Origin of the sequence: Methanoregula sp. (genome assembly GCF_002835825.1) — an archaeon.
GTDB lineage: Archaea > Halobacteriota > Methanomicrobia > Methanomicrobiales > Methanospirillaceae > Methanoregula.
Window position 1 is genome coordinate 1 of the sequence record NZ_PIZH01000623.1, and the last position, 1,227, is coordinate 1,227.

Here is a 1,227-nt window from a genome sequence, read left to right on the forward strand (position 1 = left end):
GGGAAATAAAGAGATTCACCTGATCTCCCACCCCATCCCACAGCACGGTCTCCGTCCACGGAAAAAAAATCGTAATCCGGTGAGAAGATTTCTGATACCCGGTTCCGGATCTCCAGCATTTTTTCCGGCTGCACGACACCAATGGTATCGCAGATCAGATTTTTTTCAAGGGCATAGATCCCGTTAGCCTGCGCAAAACTGGAATAATCCAAAGATCCGGCTATACCGGGAATTACTGACAACAAGAGCGGGGCGTACCTTTGACTGGTTCTGGTTGGAATGGGAAAAATCCACAAGGACGATGGATCCCTGTGCCGGCTCAGTCATGCGCCAGCCTGCGGTGTGCGTGTTCCTTCCACGCATCGTCCGGATTCTCGTAATCGATCTCGATTCTGGCTTTCCGGAAGATGATCTTGTCCTTATCCGAGGAGATGGTCAGGTAATCCCCATCCTGGATACCGAGATCTGACCGGATTTTTTTCGGAAGGGTGACGAGCCCCTTGGATGATACCTTGACCAGCGTTGTGTCAGGCATGGATGCTCACGATTTAGATTATTGGATTCTTAGATTATCAGCATCGCGGGAACAGAGATAGTACCCGTGAAATGGGTTTGGGGGAGTTGTCGCACTCCCGGGCACCCCCCTGTCGTTGAGAAATCCGGGCCCGCATTGTGCCCTGTTGTACGCGTTTTGCCTCACCCCCTCATCTGGCAGAGGCAATAATGTTCGAAGATTATCGTCTTCTCATGTCTCATGTCTTCGACATTCGACATCGGAAAAACACGGAAAATGTCCCGTGACGAATCAGGGTTTTACGACGGGAATCATTGAGGTAACGTATAGCAACGTTCTGTTGGCATTCGGCCGGGCGAACCGGGGGTTGGCAAAGCCCCGGGGTCCGGGAGAGGGATGTCCGGAACGGGGGATCAGGAATCCGGCCCCCCTCCTCAAGCCCGATCGCAGCCGACTTTTGCCCTCCAATTGATGCTAATTCAACATTTTAAAAGCTCCGGTTTGAAATGTTCCATCCGGCCGTTTTGCGGGCAGGAATCCGGGCTCATTGTACCGTTTTTCCCTGAATTCGATCTATTTTTGAGTCCCCGGCAAGGGGCGCACGGAGAAAAGCTGTTCTACGGGACCCGACTGTCGATCGTGATGTCATACGAGGAGTGGGTTTGCAGGGAGCCATGTCCTATTTTTTGTCAATTTGCCACTCGTGAGATTAT

Annotated in this window: 3 protein-coding genes; all 3 read right to left on the minus strand. The window is 51.9% G+C overall.

What is annotated here, in order from left to right; translation table 11 throughout:
- Positions 1–212: hypothetical protein (locus tag CW742_RS13895; RefSeq protein ID WP_292421398.1), on the minus strand; the 212-nt coding region annotated here is incomplete at its 3' end.
- Positions 184–363, minus strand: coding sequence for a type II toxin-antitoxin system PemK/MazF family toxin (locus CW742_RS15495; protein ID WP_369333023.1), 180 nt, complete (start codon positions 361–363; stop codon positions 184–186). The genes CW742_RS15495 and CW742_RS13895, both read right to left, overlap by 29 nt.
- On the minus strand, positions 320–535 hold the full coding sequence (locus tag CW742_RS13900; RefSeq protein ID WP_292421401.1) for an AbrB/MazE/SpoVT family DNA-binding domain-containing protein: 216 nt from the start codon (positions 533–535) through the stop codon (positions 320–322). Before CW742_RS13900 ends, CW742_RS15495 begins: the two co-directional genes overlap by 44 nt.
- Between the last annotated feature and the right edge of the window lie 692 nt (positions 536–1,227).

Coding starts and splice junctions, on each gene's coding strand:
- CW742_RS15495 (WP_369333023.1), bottom strand. CDS start 363: ATGCGTGGAAGGAACACGCACACCGCAGGCTGGCGCATGACTGAGCCG.
- CW742_RS13900 (WP_292421401.1), bottom strand. CDS start 535: ATGCCTGACACAACGCTGGTCAAGGTATCATCCAAGGGGCTCGTCACC.